An 18,913-nucleotide genomic window follows, 5' to 3' on the forward strand; every position below is an offset into this window, starting at 1 on the left:
TTGTTGATACGGTGAAGTTGTCGCCGGGTGTTCTACCTCGGCGTGTCTTCCTGTCGACAGCTAAGGACCGCGAGCCTCGTGACTATCGCAGTATCGGCATCGATTGCCACCGACCACCTGATGCGTTTCCCCGGACGGTTCGCCGACGCGCTGTTGGCCGACCAACTCGACCATGTGTCGCTGAGCTTCCTCGTCGATGATCTGCAGATCCGCCGTGGTGGGGTCGCGGGCAATATCGCCTACGCCATGGGCCTGCTGAACCGGACGCCGCTGCTGGTCGGCGCTGTCGGCGCCGATTTCGCCGAGTACCGCGCCTGGCTGGAAGCCAACGGTGTCGACTGCAGCGGTGTGAAGATCTCCGACCGGGCGCACACGGCGCGGTTCGTCTGCACGACCGACGACGATATGGCGCAGATCGCGTCTTTCTACCCGGGTGCGATGAGCGAGGCCCGCGACATCAATATCGGCGACCTCGCCGAGGAACACGAGCTGGAGCTGGTGCTCATCGGCGCCAATGATCCCGACGCCATGCTGCGGCACACCCAGCAGTGTCGCGAGCTCGGCATCCCGTTCGCCGCCGATCCGTCCCAGCAGCTGGCCCGCCTCGACGGTGATCAAGCCATCCAGCTGATCGACGGCGCCGCTTATCTTTTCACCAACAAGTACGAGTGGGCGCTACTGCTGCAGAAGACCGGGCTCAGCGAGGAAGAGGTCGCGCGCCATGTCGGCATCCGCGTCACCACGCTCGGCTCGAACGGCGTGCAGATCGTCGACCGCGACGGCACCGAGGTGCGGGTATCCGTGGTCCCGGAGACGAACAAGGTCGAGCCGACCGGCGTCGGCGACGCCTTCCGTGCCGGCTTCCTCACCGGCCACACCGGGGGCCTGAGCCTGGAGCGCAGCGCCCAGCTCGGCTCGCTGATCGCCGTCCTCGTTCTGGAGACCATGGGCACCCAGGAGTGGACACTGAACAAGGACGATGCCCTGGAGCGCCTCACCAAGGCGTACGGCCTCGAAGCCGCCGACGAAATCAAGCCCCTGCTGTAGGCCGGTCCCGGCTCACCCGGCTCACCCGGCTCACCCGGCTCACCCGGCTCACCCGGCTCACCCGGCTCACCCGGCTCACCCGGCTCACCCGGCTCACCCGGGTCACGTTCCGGCGTGGGCCCGGGTGAATTCGCCGAGTTGGGCGGCGTCCAAGTGATCGACCAGGTCGGTTTCGCCGATCGTGCCGATCAACCGCCGATCCTCGATCACCGGGAGGTGCTTGATGTGGTGACTGTTCATCTCGTCGAGCACCTTCGTGAGGTCCGCATCGGAGGTAACCCAGCGGGGGGTGCCCGAACACAGATCGCCCACTGTGGTCCTGGCCGCCGGCAGCCCCTCGGCGACACACCTGAGGACGATGTCGCGGTAGCCGATGACGCCGCACATGCGGTCGTTGTCGTCGCCGACCACCAGCGCATCGACATCGCGCCTGGCCATAATGCGCGCGGCGTTCTCCACGGTCTGCTCCTTGGAGACCCACTGAGCCCCTGACTTCATGATGTCTCTGGCAGTGGTCACGACGGCATCTCCTGACTACCCGGCCTGCCCGCTCACCCTGAGCAAATTCATTCTCTCCCTGCTCGGGCATGCTGTATAGGCTTCGAGCGAACGCCGGGCACCCCGGCCGGTCAGGTGCGAAGAGTTACAGCGAGACCGGGTAGACAGGCTCCTGGATATCGGGCGTGATGCGGTTCTCGACGAAGATGCCGTGCCAGATCATGAACACCAGCAACGTCCACAGCCTGCGACTGTGGTCGATACGGCCCGTGCGGTGGTCGTCGAGCATGCCCTTGATAGCGCCCTTGTCGAGCAGGTGATCGGTCTGCGATTCCGCGATGGTCTGCTGTGCCCAGTCGTAGAGCTCCGCGCCGCGCAGCCAATGCCGCAGCGGGACCGGGAAACCGAGCTTGGCGCGGTGCAGCACATGCGGAGGCACGATGCCCTCGAGTGCTCGGCGCAGCGCGTATTTGGTGGTCTCGTCGGTGATCTTCTGCTCGTAGGGCACCCCCTCGGCGACCTTCAGCACCTCGACGTCCAGGAACGGCACTCGCAACTCCAGCGAGTTGGCCATGGTCATCTTGTCGGCCTTGACCAGGATGTCGCCACGCAGCCACGTGAACAGGTCCAGATGCTGCATGCGTGCCACCGGGTCCCAGCCGCGCGACTGCGCGTAGATCGGGGCCGTGACGTCCTGATGGGTCCATTCGGGCCGGAAATCGCGCAGTACCGACCGCAGCTGCCTGTCGCTGAAGCTGCGCGCATTGCCGTAGTAGCGCTCTTCGAGGGTGAGCGAGCCGCGGTGCAGCAGGCTCTTGCCCCTGGTGCCCTCGGGGATTCGGTCCGACAGCTTGCCGGCGAGCTTGCGCAGCCCGCCGGGCAGCCGCTCGAAAGGCTTCAGCGACAACGGCTCCCGGTAGATGGTGTAGCCGCCGAACAGCTCGTCGGCGCCCTCGCCGGACAGCACCACCTTGACGTGCTTGCGGGCCTCTTTAGCCACGAAGTACAGCGGAACCAGCGCCGGATCGGCGACCGGATCGTCCAGGTACCAGACGATTTCGGGGATCGCTGCCGCGAACTCGGCGGGAGAGACGGTCTTGATGACATGCCGCGCGCCGATCGCCTCGGCGGTCTCCGCGGCCACATCCGCCTCGGAGTAGCCCTCGCGCTCGAAGCAGCTGGTGAAGGTGATCAGCTTCGGGTTGTGCCGCATGGCAAGGGCCGCGACCGCGGTGGAGTCGATGCCGCCGGACAGGAACGAGCCGACGGTGACATCCGCGCGCATGTGCTTGGCGACCGAGTCCTCCATGGCCTCGGCGATCTCCCGGTAGCGGGCGGCCGCTGAGCCGGGCGCGAAGGGACGCACCTGGAATTTCGGCGTGAAGTACCGGGTCACCTTCGGCGCCTCGCCCTGGCGCAGGGTGGCGTGGCTGCCGGATTCGAGCCTGCGGATGTCGGCGTGCAGCGTCTCGGGCTCCGGCACGTACTGCAGCACTGTGTAGTGCTCCAGCGCGCGCGGGTCGAGCGCGTCGGTCAGGCCGAGTGCGGGCAGCAGTTCGAGCAGGCTCTTCTTCTCGCTGCCGAATGCGGTGCCGCCGGGGCCGGTGGCAAGGAACAGCGGCTTGATGCCGAACGGGTCGCGCGCCAGGAACAGCTCCTGGGTCTCGGTGTCCCAGATCGCGAAGGCGAACATGCCGCGCAGCCGCCGCACCGCTTCGGGGCCCCAATAGTGGAACGCCGCGACGATCGCCTCGCTGTCGCCCTCGGTGTCGAAGATCTTGCCGTCGGGAAACTCGGCCGCGTGCGCCTCGGCCAGCTGCGCGCGCAGCTCCAGGTAGTTGTAGATCTCGCCGTTGAAGGTCAGCGCATAGCGCTGCCTGTTCTCCGGCGGACCCCAGCGCAGCGGCTGGTGCGAGTGCTCGATGTCGATGATCGACAGGCGGTTGAAACCGAAGATCAGGTGGTCGTCGTGCCAGGTGCCACGCTCGTCGGGGCCGCGGTGGCGGACGCAATGCAGGGCGTTGTACACCTGCTCCACGGTGTCCGGTGCTGCGACGTCAGATGTCAGAAATCCGAGCAGTCCACACACGGGGTCGGCAACCTCATTTCCTGCGGTCGGGGCGCGTGCCCTGATCCATGACGGCACCGCGCCCAGGGGAGGAGCACGCGGCGATCGAAATACAGTGTCCGAGTATGCCGCACGCGCGGAATCCGTGCGTCGTGCGCCCGTGGCCACGCCATTTGGTATCGGCGGAGTGTCGAATGCGACCCGACGACAAAGCGGACGCCGGTTTGGTCTACGCTGCGTAGTACTCAGGCCATTCTCAGGTGGTGCGTGCGAGCAAGCGACGCCCGCGTCCGAACGGCCTGAAACGTGCTTAGAACGTAGCGCCGAGGCGATCGCACCCTCGGCGGTGCAATGTCGGAATGTGTGGCGACCAGGAAGGCGTGAGCGTGGCGCACAAGGCGAGCGAAGAGATCGGGGCACGACCCGCGAGGGGTCGGCAGGGCCGGATCCTTCGGCGGGCCGGGCTGGCGGTGTCGTTGGGCATCACCGCGATGCTCGTCTCGGGCTGCTCGATCGACAATGTTTGGCTGCGGTTCGGATGGCCCTCGGGCATCACGCCGCAGGCCACTCGGATGCGTGAGCTGTGGACCTGGTCCGTCATCGCCGCATTGGTGATGGGCGTGCTGGTGTGGGGTCTGACCTTCTGGACCATCACCTTCCACCGCAAGAAGAAGGACTCCCCGGAGTTCCCGCGCCAGACCGGCTACAACGTGCCACTGGAGTTGACCTACACCGCGATCCCGTTCGTCATCATCGCGGTGCTGTTCTACTTCACGGTCGTCGTGCAGAACTACGTGCACGAGAAGGTCGACAACCCCGACGTCACCGTCGACGTGACCGCGTTCCAGTGGAACTGGAAGTTCGGTTACCGCAATGTCGACCTCAAGAACGGCTTCACGTTCGACGGCATCGACACCACGCGTGAGGCCGCCAACCAGGAGCAGCTCGAGGAGTACAAGGAGCGGACCAAGGACGGTCACCCGCAGCCGGGCCCTGTGCACGGCAAGCCGGAGAACGACATCCTGTCCTACCTGCACTACGACAAGATCGAGACCGTCGGGTCCAGCACCGAGGTTCCGATTCTGGTGCTGCCGACCGGCAAGATCATCGAATTCCAGCTGGCCGCCGCCGACGTGGTGCACGCCTTCTGGGTGCCGGAGTTCCTGTTCAAGCGTGACGTGATGCCGAACCCGAAGGAAAACCATTCGGATAACGTCTTCCAGATCACCAAGATCGAGAAGGAAGGCGCGTTCGTCGGCCGGTGCGCCGAGATGTGCGGCACCTTCCACTCGATGATGAACTTCGAGGTCCGTGCCGTGTCGCCGGAGAAGTTCGCCAAGTACATCGAGTCGCGCAAGACAGGCAAGACCAACGCCGAGGCGCTCGAGTCCATCGGTGAATCTCCGGTCGCCACCTCCACGAGGCCGTTCAACACCGACCGCACGACCAAGAGCGCGGCCGCGGCCGACAGCAAGTGAGGACTGATCTGACATGAAGATCGAAGCGCGGATTTTCGAGCTGCTCACGGTGTTCTTCGTCATCGTGGCAATCGTGTACGGCTACTTCACCGGGCAGTCGCGCACCGGCGTCGAGTGGGCGGGCACCACCGCCACCGTGCTGACAGCCGGCCTGTCGCTGATCATCGGCACCTACTTCCGCTTCGTCGCGCGTCGCCTCGACCTGCGTCCGGAGGACTACGAGGATGCCGAGATCGTGGACGGTGCAGGCGACCTGGGCTTCTTCTCGCCCGGCAGCTTCTGGCCCATCACCCTGGCCGCCGCGGGCTCCATCACCGCACTGGGCTTCGCGTTCTTCCAGCTCTGGCTGATCGCCATCGGCGTGGTGTGCATCCTCGGCGCCGCCGCTGGTCTGGTGTTCGAGTACTACCTCGGCCCAGAGAAGCACTAGCTGGTCCGCCTCTGGCGCGTATTCAGGCCGGATCTGGGTGCCGCGGCAGTGGTGTCGGCGGCCGGCGGTCACCTGCTTGGTGAGTTGGTCGGTGCCCGGTGAGCTACCAATGTGCTCGCGAGATCAGTTGCCTTGTTCAGAACGAAGCGCCCCATCGGAATGGCGGATCCGACTGGGGCGCTTTTGCGTTCGGCTGGCCATCCCTCATCGCCAGGCAGACCCTGAGGGCGGGGATCTCAGATGCCGAAGGCGTGTGTGAGGCGGTGGGTAGAACGTGGAGCGAGGCCGCGGAGGGTCCGGGCGAAGCGGGGCTCGAGGCGGGCCGGGCGGGTGCGGATGGCGGTGTCGATCCAGCGGGCCGCCGCGGTGGGCTCGCGGGCGGGATCCTCGCTGCAGTGCGCGATCGTCACGGCGTTGTCCGCGCGGTGCGCGGGATAGTGCACCGAGGTGACCTGGATGCCGCGCGGCGAGAGCTCGGCCTCCATACATTGCCCGAAAGTGGTCCACGCGGCCTGTGAGCGGGCGTAGGGCGCGAAGTTCGGTGCGGCGCCGGTATTCGGGCTCCATGGACCCACATTGATCGCCTGCCCGGAGCCGGAGTCAAGCATGGCGGGCAGGCCAACGTCAGCTGTAGCGGGCCGAAATAGTTCGCCGCCGGACGAATTCGAGCATCCGAACAGCACCTTCACAGGAGAGAGCTGAACTAGCGCATCGACACCCCGCCGACAGTGTCGAAGTCGACCGCCCGTGCCCGCCAGCAGCGACAAGCTACCGGCCGGCGACTATGTGCGGCGCAACAGGACTCTAATCTGTGGAGTCGTAGCGCAGGGCTTGTTCGGAGTGGCAGATCTCGTCGATTCCGGACACGATGTCGCGCAACAGTTCCGAGGGCAGCGCCGAGGGCCGCAAACGGCAGGTGAAGGTGATGAGGCCGTGGTCTTCCGCGGGCAGATTGTGCACCGCGGCCTCCGATTGCAGGTACTTCGAGCGCACGCCGTAGGTCATCGCGGAGATGACGGTGAAGCATCCGGTCCGCTCCCGGTGTCCGGCAAACAGATCGTGCAGCCGGTAGAACACCGAGGTGTAGCTCGACAGGGGCGCAAAAATGGCCACCCGGTAGGCGGGTCCGCGTTCGGACGAGCTGATCACCGTATCGGCGAGGTATTCCGCATCGCGCAGCGTCAGCACCTTCGGGGCGAACATCAACGCGCCCGCCGCGGCGTTGCGCACCGGGGCGCCTGCGCGCCCGCCCGCGGCAGAGGCGATGACGCCCAATGACTTTCTGGTCTTGGTGCCGACCTCACGCCGCGCCCGCAGCGATCGGGTCGGCGTGGTGGGGTAGAGGCTCGACCACTGGCCGAAGCGCACCGTACCCAACTGCACATGCCCGGTGCCGACCGGCCGCGACACTTTCAGCGGCGCGGTGTCGACCCAGCGACCCACTTGCAGTGCCGCGTTGCCGGGACGAGCGACTTCGGCATAGGCGTGTTCGACGAAGGAGTCGAAGTCCAGGAACCGGCCGGCATGGGTGGTCAGCCAGGTGTGGTCCTTGTCGATGTCGATCGCATCGAGGGTGAGCGCGGTGATGATGCCCGCTCGTCCGCCCGCACCGAGGATCCGGTGGAAGCGTTCGGTGTGATGGTTGCGTCCGCAGGTGCCGATGCGACCGTCGGTGTCGACGTACTCCAGATCGACGATCTGGTCGATGAACATGCCGTACTTGTGCGAGGCCGTGCTCACGCCGCCGACCGACGCGAAACCGCCCGCGGTGATGTCGCGGTGGTCGCCGACGATCGGCAGGCCGAGGCCGTGCGCGCCGAGTCTGCGGTCGATATCGGACAGTTTGGCACCGGCCTGTACCCGCACCGTGCGCCTGCCGAGATTGATATCGAGCACCGCGTTCATCTGCCGCAGTGACAGCACCGTGCGCTGATCGGGCAGCGAGAGCCCGTCGTCGAACGGCTCGCCGCCGCGCACCATGAGCCGATCGGCGCGGCTGCGCGAATCTCGTACAGTGCGAACGACATCCGCAGTGTCACGGGGGAGATATTCTTCGGCGGCGACAGTGTGCGGCGTGCTCATGGCACGAAAGCTAACCACAGCGCGGCCTCCCCTGCTCGCCCGAAGTCGTCACTTATCCATCCTGCGGGGAAAGTCGCTGGCTGAACAGCACGGATCCGGTCGCATCGCACAAATTGACCGTCAGTTCCCTTGACTTGCCATCGATCAGGACCTCACCGAAATGTTGGAAGGCGCCGTCGAGCGGCGCGGCGTTCTGGACCGGTGGGGCATGCACGAAGACCGCTTCCGGACCGAAGGTCGCATCCAGCGGATTCGGGCCGAATGCGCCGGCGTTCAGCGGTCCGGAGACGAATTCCCAGAACTCGTCGAAGTCGGTGAACGTGGCGCGTTCGGGGGAATAGCGGTGGGCGGCGGTGTAGTGCACGTCGGCGGTCAGCCAGACGACGCCACCCACCTTGTTCGCCTTGATCGCCGAGAGCACTCGGGCGATCTCGGTTTCGCGGCCCGACGGTGCGCCGTGATCGCCGTTGGCCGGGCCTTCGTAGGCGGTGGTGTCCTTCTGTTCGCCGTCCTTGACGATCACGCCGAGCGGCAGATCGTTGGCGATGAGCTTCCAGGTGGCCGTGGAATCGCGCAGCCCTTCGATCAGCCATGTCGTTTGTGCGGGACCGAAGATGCGTCCGCTGGGTCCGTTGTCGATGTCGTTGGTGTCCTTGTAGGTCCGCATGTCCAGCACGAAGACCTCCAGCAGCGGGCCGTAGGAGATCTTGCGGTAGAGGCGTCCGTCTACCGCATCCTTCGGCTCCAACGGCATCCACTCGTGAAAGGCCTGCCAGGAGCGGGTCGCAAGGGTGTCCATGCTGCGCTCGGCGTAGCCCTTGGATGTCGCGACCAGGCCGCCTGGGTACCAGTTGTTGACCGTTTCGTGGTCGTCCCACTGCACCACCTGGGCGACCGAGCTGTTGAAGCGACGGTAGTTCTGGTCGGTCAGGTTGTAGGCGAAGTTGCCGCGGAACTGGTCGAGGGTTTGGGCGACAGCGCTTTTCGCCTCCGTCACCAGATTGCGCCAGATCCGGCCATCGGGCAGCGTCACCGATTCCTGCAGTGGGCCGTCGGCGTAGATGGAGTCGCCGGAGTGGATGAACAGGTGCGGGTCGCGCGCGGCCATAACGGAGAAGATCTGCATGCCGCCGAGGTCGGGGTTGATGCCGTAGCCCTGGCCGACCACATCGCCCGACCACTGCAGCTTGATATCGGAAGCGCCGGTGGGGACTGTGCGGAAGACACCGGTGATCGGCTCGGAGCGCGCGCCGTCCTCGCCTTCGAGGGTCACCCGGTAGTGCACCTGCTGACCCGCGGGCAGGCCGTTGACGCGCACGCGGCCGGTGCCGTCGGAGTCCGGGGTCAGTAGCGGACCGGTGAAGCGCTTGGTGTCGGTGAAGGATTCGGTGGCCGCGGTCTCCACGATCAGCTTCGCGGGCTGATCCGAACGCGCCCAGATCAGCGCACCGTCGGCGCGCGGATCGCCGACCGCTACGCCGTGGGTGAGATTCGGGCGGTTGCGGATCAGCGTGGGACCGTCGTTCGACGAACAGGCGGCCACCGCGGGGGTCGCGATGAGACCGAGAGCAGCGGCACGCAGCAGGGTGCGTCGGGAGACGCCGAAGTCCGAACCACCGAGAATCATGGGAGCAACCTTTGCGCAATGAGCTCAACGGCGGGTGAACGGCTGTTGTCGGGTTGACCCGGCCTTGCACAATGTTCACACAGCAGGCGGCCACGAATGGGCAGGTTGCCCGATATGGTCCGTCGGCGAGCGCTGTTGCCATCCGGCCCGCGCCGACCTCGATGCCATCACCTGATGCGATCGGAACGGGTGGCCCACCGCAACCACCCGCTCTGGAGTCTTCACCGGTTCCGTCCGGTGGCGAACGGTCCGTGGAATCCACTGGGCCGCAACCGAAACCACCGACTTCCGTCAGTGCTACTGGCACGGCGCGGGTGTAGCGGCGAACGTGCTGCGACCGAAGTTCTCGGCCTCCGATCGCACTCCGAACCGCTTCGGTCTGCCCATGCGACCGCCGCATAAAGCCCAATTTGGGCGGGTTCCTCTGCCGCCGAAATGGTTGCGGCGTAACCTCTTACGCGGCGTCGGGCGGTTGCCCGAAGTCTGCGGCCGATGCGACGCCCCGAACGAGGAAGTCGGGGCGTCGCATCGGCGCTGTCGGATCTCGGCCCGGATCCCGTTGGCGCGGAGCGGGAGTCGTACCGTGCGGGCGGTAGTCTCCTGCACATTCTCGCTGCCGCGACGAGTAAACCGGAGTCCTCGCGTTGTTGCGCGCGGGGGCGCGTCCGAGCCGAACATCATTGCGCATATCTTTCCGCCATCGCCTGCAATCCGGCCCGGATACTGCTGTAGTACAGCGAGCTGCTTGCGTTTCCCCGTACTCGATCTCGGACTGCCGCTCGGATTCTCGTGGCGGGCCGGTGCGCGGTCAGGCGGGGAGCTCGTCCAGTGCGGTGAGGAAGTCTCGGACGGATAGATGCACAGCTCATCGGCATCGTGCTGGACAGAGGCGGGGAGGTCGATGCCGTCGCGACGCCACCAGTACACGTCCCGGCTGACCGGCCACGGGTGTTGGGTGTAGCCGAGCACGGCGTGTTGGCGAGCACGGTCGTGGCGCGAATTACCGCGAGGGTCGTCATCGGATACGCGTAGATGTGGCGTTGCGACGGGACCACGAACACCGTCCCCGCCGGCCCGGCCACCGGATAGTCGCCGATTGTGCACCGAGGAGTCGCCGCATATCGAGTGGTTGTCACATCCGGTGCTCGGCAAGCCGACGCCACCGAATCCTGTGACCGAGATCATCGAGCCGCCATCGGAACTGCAAGTCATGCACCACGGTTGTCGGATCCGCGCTTCACATGGCCTGTGGTGGTTTGTGACCCTCGCAGGTCGAGCGCTCGACGGATAGGGTGGGGCCGCTGGATTATTCGGACGAGAACGATTGGGGGGACGGATGTCATCCCCGCACGGGCGCAACCCTGAGCAGCCCTATCCGCCCCCATCCGGGCAGCGGTACGCGCCAGGATCCGCCTATCCACCGGCCCGCCGACCGGCTGCCGAACCGCCGCATCCCTCCGAGCCGGTCCGCGGACCGAGGCAGTCCCCGCCCGGACAGCAGGCATTGCGGCAGTCGTATCCGACGGGTCCGTCCAGGGATGAGCCGGGCCGGCCCGGACAGCCTTACCACTCCGAGCCCGTGCACCGGCCGCGTGAGCAGTCCGCGCCGAACTCACCCGAGTCCGTTCGCCCGTCGAGACCACAGCGTCCGACTGATCCTTCATCTCCGACCGGGCGGCCGTCGCCACCGGGATCCGTCCGTCCGCCGAGCGAACAACCGCACGCCGAACAGTCGCCTCGGTCCCGCCCGCCCTACCCCTCCGGTTCCGGACAACCACCCGGCGCGCAGTCGCCGTCCGGACGTCCGCACCTACCGGGGCCTGCCCATCCACCGAGGCAACAGCCTCCAGTCGAGCCTTTGCCTCCTGCCGGGCCACACCTACCAGAGGTCGAGCGGCGCGCCGGCGGGCACGCTTCGGATGAGTTGTACTCGAATGAGCCCGGGCGTCCTGCCCGGCGGCAGCCTTCGTCGGGGTACTTGCCTTCCGGGCGGCCCCGACCAGCGGGGACAGCGCGTCCGTCCAGCGAGCACTCGTCGAATGACTCGTACTCCCGGGTGAATGAGTTCGAGGATGAGTGGGTGCATCCATCCAGGCGGCAGCCTCCAATGGGGTACTCGCCGCCCCGTGGGCAGCACCCGATGGGGATCGAGCATCCGGGTGGCGAGCACTCGCTGGATGAGTCGTTCCCGAATTCTCCGCCGCGTCGACCCGGGGAGCAGGCTCTTGCGGGGCCCTCGGCTCTTCGGCAGCCGCACCCGCCCGGGTCCGTGCGGTCGCCTCGACCGCAGCCGTCGAGTGATCCTTCGTCTCCGGACGCAGGGCCGTACCGGCAGGGAGCGCTGCGCCCGCCTACGGAGCAGTCGCCGGCCGCACCATATCCGAATGGACCAGTGCGCGCGCCGAGGCGGCCGCCTCCTGATGGGCAGCGGGCGTCTCGGCAGCCGTATCCGGACGAGTCCGAGCAGGTTCCGGTTCGGCGGTCCGCGCGGGCGGAGCAACTGGACGAACCGGATGAGCTGCTCGGCGAAAACGATGGCGCCACAGGGTTTGTAGTGGTGTTCGGTTCGATACTGGTCGGGGTGCTCGCGATCACCGCGATCATCGGAGTGCGCGAGTACAACGAGCAGGCCGACATCAAGGCCACGGGCACCAGCGAGAACCAGACCACCACGCAGCGCACCACACCGGCCGTCCCCACCTCGGACAAACCGGTTGCTCCCGCGACCGCGGCGGCTACCACCACGCCCGTCCCGAACGCCGATGATCGCTGGATCGCCGCCACCTACAACGCGCAGACCGACAAGGTGTCGTGGGTCCGCAGCCAGGTCAGCGGCGAGGCCGCGGCACAGGAGGCCGAGGCTGCGTGCGGCACCGGCTGCCCACCCGCCCGCTGGTCGCACAACGGCTGCATCAGCCTCGTCATCGGCCAAACCGACGGCTGGGGTTCCGAACGGGGCGACACCATTGCCGAGGCCGAAAGCAAGGCGATCAGCAACGCCGAAACTGTCTACGGCATTTCCGGGCCTTTCAGCCTCTGGACGAAATGCGCTCTCGAGTAGCCGGCTGCTATCCGGTGTGACCGGTCCGGTGTGCCGCTGTCACAAACGCCGCGCAGGCATCGGGATTCTTATCGCCCGTGGCTGTTTCGACTCCACTATTGACGTCCACCGCGAAGGGATCGACTCGCGCTATCGCCTCGGCAATATTGTGCGGTCCGAGTCCGCCCGCGAGGATCACCGGGCGGCCGAGACCGCGTAGCGCCGTCACCACGGCCGTACTCACCGACCAATCGTGGGTCCGTCCGGTGCCGCCGAGCCGGTCTTCGGTGCGCGAATCCAGCAGTACGGCATCACAATCCGATGCCGCCCGCAGCGCGGCATCGACCACATCCGGCCCGACCACATGGATCGCCTTGATGATCTTGCGCCCGCGGGCGTTCGCGCGCACCGCACGGAGGGTGTCATCCGATACCAGGCCGTGGACTTGAATCGCGTCGACGCCGACCCGCTCGGCCAGCTCCAGAATCGCGTCCGCCGCTTCCAGATGGGTCACCAGCACTCGAGTGACGAAGGGCGGTACCACACGGGAGAATTCGGCGGCCAGCTCGGCATCGAGCGCGTCTTCGCTGATATGGGTGACACCCGAGATGAAACCGACGGCGTCGGCCCCGGCCGCCAGCGCAATGCGCAGATCGACTTCGGACCTGATCCCGCAGATCTTCGCGCGCACCGTCACGGATCGACGATAACGGCCGGGAGCGCAGACTCGTGCGCTCCCGGCCGGACGAAATAGATCAGCTGGCGGCCGATTCCGGAATGCGGGCAGCTTCGCGCGGCCCGGAGGGCACGCCCTTCTTGAGGCTGGCCGCGTACACATCGACGTACTCTTGGCCGCCGAGCTGCATGAGCTCGTACATGACCTCGTCGGTGACAGCGCGTTCGACGAAGCGGTTGCCGCCCATGCCTTCGTAGCGCGAGAAGTCGATCGGGGTACCGAATTTGACGGTGACCTTGCGGCGACGCCAGCGGAACGGTCCGGGCGGGCTGACCTCGTCGGTGCCGATGACGGCAACCGGGATGACGGGGACGCCGGTCTCGAGGGCGAGCCGCGCCAGGCCGGTCTTGCCCTTGTACAGGCGGCCGTCGGGGGAGCGGGTGCCTTCGGGGTACAGGCCGACGAGGCGGCCCTGATCGAGCAGCTTGCGCGCCGCGTTGAGGGCGTCCTCGGCGGCGTCGGCACCGGTGCGGTCGATGGGGAACTGACCGGAGGTGGTGAAGAACCACTTCTGGAAGGCGCCCTTGATGCCCGGGGTATTGAAGTACTCGGCCTTGGCCAGATAGTTGATTCGCCGCGGACTCAGCAGCGGCGCGAACAGCCAGTCCGCGAAGGAGAGGTGATTACCCGCCATGATTGCCGGACCGTCCGTCGGAATGTTCTCTACACCCTCGACCGTGGGCCTGTTGTAGAGATGCATGAACGGTCCCAGCAGCACATACTTCAGCAGCCAGTAGAACATGACGTCCTTCCCCCGAAACCGGGATCGTTGCGGGCACACCTGCTTCAATTGCCGACTTTACCGCTGGTTACAGATCACATCCAAGCCGAGCGGCGTATCTCACCACATGTTCTCAGTGGCTGATTGGTCTGTTCTCAGTGGCTGGTACGAGCGACTCGCGATCGGCCGCGACCGGTGTCGGCGAGAGTGGCCCGCGCGAGTTCGGCGGCGCCGATCATGCCCGCGGCCTCACCCAGTTGTGTGGTGCGGATTCTGGCCAGCGGGCGGTGGCCTGCGCCGGTGATCGCGCGGGCGTATTCCTCGCGCGCCTCGTCGAGGAACAGCGGCGCCGAACTGCTCACTCCGCCCGCGATGACGACGAGATCCGGGTCGAAAATGTCGCTGACGAAGGCGAGACCGAGTCCGAGCCAACGTGCGAAGTCCGCCATGACCTGCACCGCGAGCGGGTCGCCGTCCTGTGCGGCTCCGGCGACCCGACGTCCGGTCAACGAGCCGGGATCGCGGAAGATATCCCTGGCCAGCACCGTCGAATGCACCGGGTCGGTGGCCAGCATCTCGATCGCGGTGTCGGCCAGCGCTGTTCCGCTGCAATACCTTTCCCAGCAACCGCGCTTCCCGCACGGGCAGGCCCGCCCGTCCGGCACCACCTGTAGATGCCCCAGCTCCGGCGCGACACCGTGGGTGCCTCGATACAGTTCGCCGTCGATGAGCAGCGCCGCACCGATGCCGGTGCCGATCGCGACGAGCACGACGTTGTGCCCGCCCGCCGCCGCACCGAATCGGTATTCGGCCCACGCCGCCGCATTGGCGTCGTGTTCCAGGATCACCGGAAGCTCGAGACGCTCGCTCAGCCGCCGCGCGACCGGGGTGTCCTTCCACGGCAGGTGCGGTGCGAACCGCACGGTCGAACGGTCGGCGGTGATGAACCCGGCCACGGCCAGCCCCACCGCGCCGATCGGGTGCCGACGGCACAGTTCGCGGACTACCCGGTCCAATGCGTCTTCCAGAGCGCGTGCCGAATGCGGTGTCGGCGCCTGCACGGTGTCGAGCATCTCGCCGTCGCCATCGACCACCGAGGCGCGAATGTTGGTGCCGCCGACGTCGATACCGACCGTCAGCGGCCGCGCGCCCGCCATCTGGCGCGTCATGCCTTGATCGTCACGGGAATGCCGACGTACCGGGAACGCGTTCGGCCGGAGCGCTGCGCGGTATGACCGTCGCGTGGGTGCGCTGCTGTGCTGTCGTCGTTCGGCATCGAGTCATCTCGTGGTGTGTGATTGTGGGACACAGAGTTATCGTCCGATGGGGCTGTCGGCGCAACGTCGTCGGGTTGCCACACCGGCTCTACGGGCACTCCGGCCAGCGCCTCGCGCAGCACCGTGACGATCGCGGTGCCGTGATCTGCGACCGCGGCGAGCACGTCATGGTGCTCACCGCGTACCAGCGCCGCGGCCGCACACACTGGGCACCAACTGCAACTCGACCATTCGGTCTGGCCCTCGACAGCGGCGTGCCGCAACATCGGTTCGACTCGCTCCAAGACGACCTCGGCCAGCAATTTCAGTTCCGCCGCGAACTCGCCGAGCCCATCGACGTCGTCGAAAATGCCCGATCCGGGACGCTGGCCGCGGCCGGAATCTGCCTGGGCGCCGCCGCCATCCATACCGTGCCGTCGTTCGTCGCCCGCGTCATCACTGCCGCTCATGTCGGCCAGGCCTCCGGGTCGGGACGAAAACGGACGACCAGATAGCCCCCGTCGAGTTCGGCTGCGTCGACCGTGCACCGCCGCAACACCGGTGCCAGGCGCACGCGTCGGCGGGTCCCGTCCGCTCCCACGATCAAATCGTCCTCCACTCGTCCCAGTCGCAGCGTCGCCGAATCGACGACGGGCAGGTGCATTCGCAACGCGTACACCGAATGCAGTCCGGTGCCCGATTCCCATCGAACCACCGGATCCCCGGAACTTGTGCGAACCTCTGCGGGATTGTCGCGCAGCGCCGAGTCCGCGTCCACCGCATACGACAGCGCCGCCAGCGAAGCGAGCCCGACCGGTTCGGGGCCGCTGTGCTGGGCGATCACTACCGGGATGCCCGGGAGATCGCGCTGTAACCGTGCGATGACGTCCAGTTGTTCGCTGCGCCGGTTCAGATACCAGTGCACCGCGGGATGCGCCGCCTCGGCCGGCTCCGTGGGCGCGGGCGGCAGTACTTTGTTCACCACGACAGCGTCCAGTCGCAGGCCGAGCAGGGCGGCGGCCGAGCGAACCCGCTCGGATTCGGCAACCGCCACCTGTTCGGCGACAGTGATCAGCCTGGCCCCGGTGCGGCCGTGGTCGGCGAGCAGATCACGCACCTCGGTGACCGCGGCGACGATCTTCTCGACGGTCGCCGCCAGCACCGCGCGGCGCAGATCGGTACCGATCGTGCTCATCGCGCGTGCGTGTGGCGGCCAGATCCGTTCCACGTAGCCGAGCAGCGTATCGGGCGCGGTCATGATGCGCAGCATGTCCGCCGAGGGCGGGCAGTCCACCACGATCACATCCCAGTCGTCCTCGTTCGCGAACTGGGTGATCTCCACCAGCATCAACAATTCCTGCACGCCGGGTAGCCCCGTCAGCTCGGCGGGATCGAGCGCCGCGACATCGATACCGTGCTCGTGCCCGGAGTCCGACGCCAGTATCCGCACTACCTCGTGGAACCGATCCTCCAGCAGCGCAAGGGAATCCACCTCGATCACGTCGAGGCCGGGCATAACGTTCGCGATCCCGGTCACCGTGCCGGCATCGTGCGGGAATCGGAATCCGAGCGCGTCGCCCAGCGAATGCGCCTGGTCGAGGGAGGCCACCAGCACCTGGGAACCAGCCCGCGCGTACGACATCGCGGTCGCGCACGCCAATGTCGTCTTACCGACTCCGCCTTTGCCGATGAACAGCTCGACCCGGGTGCGGCGCACGGTACTGTGCGCGATCAGCCTTCGACCCGTTTCTTCAGTTCCTTCAGCGCGGTATCGGTGATCACCTTCTCGGCCTTGCGCTTGAACATGCCGATCATCGGGATGTTCAGGTCGACGGTCAGCTCGTAGGTCACCTGCGTGGTGCCATCGGGCTGGTCGATGAGTTCGTAAGTGCCGTCCTGTGCCTTCTGCAGGTCACCGCTGACGAGGGTCCAGCTGACGGCCTTGTCATCGGGACGCCAGGTATAGGACAGCACGTAGGTGTCCTTGACGACGCCGGCATCGAGCACGAACCGCGCGGTCCGCACCCGGCCGTCGGCACTCTTGTCCAACACTTCGACGGACTTGGCTGCCGAAACCCACTCCGGGTAGGACTCCAGATCGGCGATGACGGACATCACCCGCTGCGATGGTGCCTCGATGATGATCGACCTCTGGGTCCTGTCGGCCATGGCGGACAACGGTTCCTTTCCAGCTACGGGTGCTGTGCCTTCTATTGTGCTGTGGCCTAGATGATGTGGTGAGCGGGTGTGCGCGTCAGTCTGCGTTCGCGGGCGCGATGCCGGCCGGGCGGCCTGCCTCCAGTCGCGCCTTCACCTCGAAAGACATGTTCTTGCCCGCCACCCGGCGTGCCCGATTGGCGGCGAGCAGCTGACGTGGCGACATCCGGTTCGCCGACCAGGGCTCGGCATGCAGGAAGTAGTGCAGGATCACCCCGTCGAGCGAGGGCTCCAGCCATACCTCCATGGTTCCGGTCAGCCCGCCGGTCACCGACCAGCGGATTCCCTTGTCGCCCCGGTCCTCTCGGACCTCCAGGGTGAGGTCGGGCCACCAGCGGCGCCAATTGTTCGGTGCCGCCACGACGTCGGCGACCGCGGACCCGTCGGCGGCGACGAAGGTCATATCTGCGACCTGGATGCTGCTCACCTCGCTGAGCGTAATGGATGGCCTGCCAGGACGACGCTCCGCTCCGCTCGGCTCTCGTCGTGGCAGGCAGCCACCGGCGGTACACCGTCCCGTTGGGCGGTGTTCACCGCAACAAGTGGCGCAATCGAGCGCCGAGACTGTCCCATCGCCACTGCTGCTCCACCCAGGCCCGGCCCTCGGCGCCCATCTTGGCGGCGGCGTCGCGATCGGACAGGATGCCGACAATGGCCTCGACGATCTCCGAGGTCTTGCGGCCGTCCACCACCCGGCCGGTCTTACCCTCCAACACCGTCTCCGGCGCGCCACCCGAGCGACCCGCCACCACCGGAACACCCGCGGCCGACGCCTCCAAATACACGATGCCGAGCCCCTCGACATCGAGGCCGGCACCGCGCGTGCGACACGGCATCGCAAAGACATCCGCGAGCGTGTGATGTGCGGCCAGCTCCGACGACGGCACTCGCCCGGTGAACACCACGTCGTCGCCGACACCGAGCGCCGCCGCGAGCCCGTGCAGCTTCTCCTCGTACGGCCCGCCGCCCGCGATCACCAACACTGCGCCGGGGATGCGCTCGCGGATCTCGCGCATGGCGACGATCAGCGCATCCTGGCCCTTACGGGGCACCAGCCGAGACAGACACAGAATGGTCGGCCGATCATCGAGCCCATAACGATCGCGCAGCTCCGCCCGCGCCGCCGGATCCGGCCGGAACACCTCGGTGTCGACCCCCGGCGGCAGATACTCCAACGCCGCATTCGCGCCGAATGCGGACGCGAACCGGCCACGCGTATACCGACTGACATACGTGATGACATCGGTGTGCTCGCCGATCTGCCGCAACGCCTGCCTGGCGCCGGGCAACATCGACCAGCCGACCTCATGTCCATGCGTACTCGCCAGAATGCGCTCGGCCCCCGCCCGCCGCAGCATCGGCGACATCAACGCCAACGGCGCCGCCGCACCGAACCAGACGGTGTCACACTTCTCACTACGCAATAACCGTGCCGCCCGCCGCATCACCAGCGGCGTCGGCAACATCAACGTGGTCGGATGACGAACCACCTGAAACTTCTGCTTGGCATCGAATTTCAGATGACTGTCCCCACGCCACCTCGGCGCATAGACAACCAGATCATCCGGCGGCAGCTCACCGGCCAACGCTTGCAGGTACGACTGGATACCGCCTGGCCGAGGCGGGAAATCATTGGTAACCAGCAGAGTTCGGGCCATGCGCACCAACCTACTGTGTTGTCTTTGCAGCGCCTTCGGCGCTGCGTGTTCGCGG

Annotated in this window: 17 protein-coding genes; 4 read left to right on the plus strand and 13 right to left on the minus strand. The window is 66.7% G+C overall.

Going from position 1 to position 18,913, the window contains the following annotated elements; genetic code table 11:
• The first annotated feature begins 78 nt into the window (after positions 1-78).
• Positions 79-1,047, plus strand: coding sequence for a carbohydrate kinase family protein (locus OHQ90_RS15945; protein ID WP_328411300.1), 969 nt, complete (start codon positions 79-81; stop codon positions 1,045-1,047).
• 102 nt (positions 1,048-1,149) lie between these two features.
• Here the strand turns inward: OHQ90_RS15945 and OHQ90_RS15950 are convergent, their stop codons facing one another.
• Positions 1,150-1,566 (minus strand): CBS domain-containing protein, encoded by a 417-nt coding sequence (locus OHQ90_RS15950; RefSeq protein ID WP_328411302.1) that lies wholly within the window; start codon positions 1,564-1,566, stop codon positions 1,150-1,152.
• Between the two features lie 124 nt (positions 1,567-1,690).
• Positions 1,691-3,634: an asparagine synthase (glutamine-hydrolyzing) gene (asnB, locus tag OHQ90_RS15955; protein WP_328412866.1), complete on the minus strand. Its 1,944-nt coding sequence runs from the start codon at positions 3,632-3,634 to the stop codon at positions 1,691-1,693.
• Between the two features lie 470 nt (positions 3,635-4,104).
• Here asnB and ctaC point away from each other — a divergent pair, with 470 nt between their 5' ends.
• A complete protein-coding gene (gene ctaC, locus OHQ90_RS15960; protein WP_328412868.1) occupies positions 4,105-5,091 on the plus strand; it encodes an aa3-type cytochrome oxidase subunit II in 987 nt (328 codons plus the stop codon).
• A gap of 13 nt (positions 5,092-5,104) precedes the next feature.
• Positions 5,105-5,521 (plus strand): cytochrome c oxidase subunit 4, encoded by a 417-nt coding sequence (locus tag OHQ90_RS15965; RefSeq protein WP_328411303.1) that lies wholly within the window; start codon positions 5,105-5,107, stop codon positions 5,519-5,521.
• 236 nt (positions 5,522-5,757) lie between these two features.
• Here OHQ90_RS15965 and OHQ90_RS15970 read toward each other — a convergent pair whose 3' ends face one another.
• The 3 genes from OHQ90_RS15970 to OHQ90_RS15980 form a co-directional block, all read right to left on the minus strand.
• Positions 5,758-6,129 carry a hypothetical protein gene (locus OHQ90_RS15970; protein WP_328411305.1) on the minus strand — a complete coding sequence of 124 codons (372 nt, stop codon included), beginning with the start codon at positions 6,127-6,129 and terminating at the stop codon, positions 5,758-5,760.
• Between the two features lie 196 nt (positions 6,130-6,325).
• A complete protein-coding gene (locus OHQ90_RS15975) occupies positions 6,326-7,603 on the minus strand; it encodes an FAD-binding oxidoreductase (RefSeq protein ID WP_328411306.1) in 1,278 nt (425 codons plus the stop codon).
• Between the two features lie 52 nt (positions 7,604-7,655).
• Positions 7,656-9,230, minus strand: coding sequence for an alkaline phosphatase D family protein (locus tag OHQ90_RS15980; RefSeq protein WP_328411308.1), 1,575 nt, complete (start codon positions 9,228-9,230; stop codon positions 7,656-7,658).
• A 2,557-nt stretch (positions 9,231-11,787) separates the two neighbouring features.
• Between OHQ90_RS15980 and OHQ90_RS15985 the strand changes: the two genes are divergently transcribed.
• Positions 11,788-12,291, plus strand: coding sequence for a DUF4189 domain-containing protein (locus OHQ90_RS15985; RefSeq protein ID WP_328411310.1), 504 nt, complete (start codon positions 11,788-11,790; stop codon positions 12,289-12,291).
• A 7-nt stretch (positions 12,292-12,298) separates the two neighbouring features.
• Here the strand turns inward: OHQ90_RS15985 and OHQ90_RS15990 are convergent, their stop codons facing one another.
• From OHQ90_RS15990 to OHQ90_RS16025, 8 genes are all read right to left on the minus strand, one after another.
• On the minus strand, positions 12,299-12,967 hold the full coding sequence (locus tag OHQ90_RS15990; protein WP_328411312.1) for a phosphoribosylanthranilate isomerase: 669 nt from the start codon (positions 12,965-12,967) through the stop codon (positions 12,299-12,301).
• Between the two features lie 58 nt (positions 12,968-13,025).
• Positions 13,026-13,748: a lysophospholipid acyltransferase family protein gene (locus tag OHQ90_RS15995; protein ID WP_328411314.1), complete on the minus strand. Its 723-nt coding sequence runs from the start codon at positions 13,746-13,748 to the stop codon at positions 13,026-13,028.
• A 134-nt stretch (positions 13,749-13,882) separates the two neighbouring features.
• Complete coding sequence (locus OHQ90_RS16000) at positions 13,883-14,896, minus strand: ROK family glucokinase (RefSeq protein WP_328411316.1); 1,014 nt, start codon at positions 14,894-14,896, stop codon at positions 13,883-13,885.
• Positions 14,893-15,453, minus strand: coding sequence for a hypothetical protein (locus OHQ90_RS16005; protein WP_328411318.1), 561 nt, complete (start codon positions 15,451-15,453; stop codon positions 14,893-14,895). The genes OHQ90_RS16000 and OHQ90_RS16005 overlap by 4 nt, the downstream gene beginning before the upstream one ends.
• The gene (locus tag OHQ90_RS16010) at positions 15,450-16,700 is read right to left on the minus strand and encodes an ArsA family ATPase (protein ID WP_328411320.1); all 1,251 of its coding nucleotides are present in this window, start codon (positions 16,698-16,700) and stop codon (positions 15,450-15,452) included. The genes OHQ90_RS16005 and OHQ90_RS16010 overlap by 4 nt, the downstream gene beginning before the upstream one ends.
• A 14-nt stretch (positions 16,701-16,714) precedes the next feature.
• Entirely contained in the window at positions 16,715-17,152 is a 438-nt protein-coding gene (locus OHQ90_RS16015; RefSeq protein ID WP_328411322.1) for an SRPBCC family protein, read from the minus strand.
• 85 nt (positions 17,153-17,237) lie between these two features.
• Positions 17,238-17,627, minus strand: a complete 390-nt coding sequence (locus tag OHQ90_RS16020) for a polyketide cyclase / dehydrase and lipid transport (RefSeq protein ID WP_328411324.1) — start codon at positions 17,625-17,627, stop codon at positions 17,238-17,240.
• Positions 17,628-17,730: 103 nt separating this feature from the next.
• Positions 17,731-18,858 (minus strand): glycosyltransferase family 4 protein, encoded by a 1,128-nt coding sequence (locus OHQ90_RS16025; RefSeq protein ID WP_328411326.1) that lies wholly within the window; start codon positions 18,856-18,858, stop codon positions 17,731-17,733.
• Positions 18,859-18,913: the final 55 nt, after the last annotated feature.

This window comes from Nocardia sp. NBC_00403 (assembly GCF_036046055.1).
In the GTDB taxonomy this organism is placed as follows: Bacteria; Actinomycetota; Actinomycetes; order Mycobacteriales; family Mycobacteriaceae; genus Nocardia.